At 71.5% G+C, this 256-nt stretch carries 1 pseudogene; it reads left to right on the top strand.

The annotated features are described in order from the left end of the window. Positions 1-256: pseudogene (locus ACZ63I_RS35025) on the top strand (protein spdB); the annotation flags it as partial.

Below are 256 nucleotides of genomic sequence, written 5' to 3'. Positions count from 1 at the left end.
CTGTGGCTCGGCAGCGTGATGCCCGTGCTGCTGGCCGTGGTGATCGGCCTTGGCTTCGACGGTGCCTGGTTGAGCGCGCTGGCCTACGAGCGTCGGTTGGCCAGCCAGGGGGATCACGACCGCCGCGTCACCGCGCTGGGCTGGCTGTTCGGTCTGGCCGCTACCGGGGTCCTGGTGGCCCATGCCTTGACCACCGCCAACCCCGCCGGGTGGCTCGCGGTCGCCTGGCTCCCGCTCGCGGCGAAATCGTTGTGGT

This window comes from Streptomyces sp. NPDC087906 (genome assembly GCF_055584925.1).
This window is presented reverse-complemented; position numbering and strand designations above follow the sequence as displayed.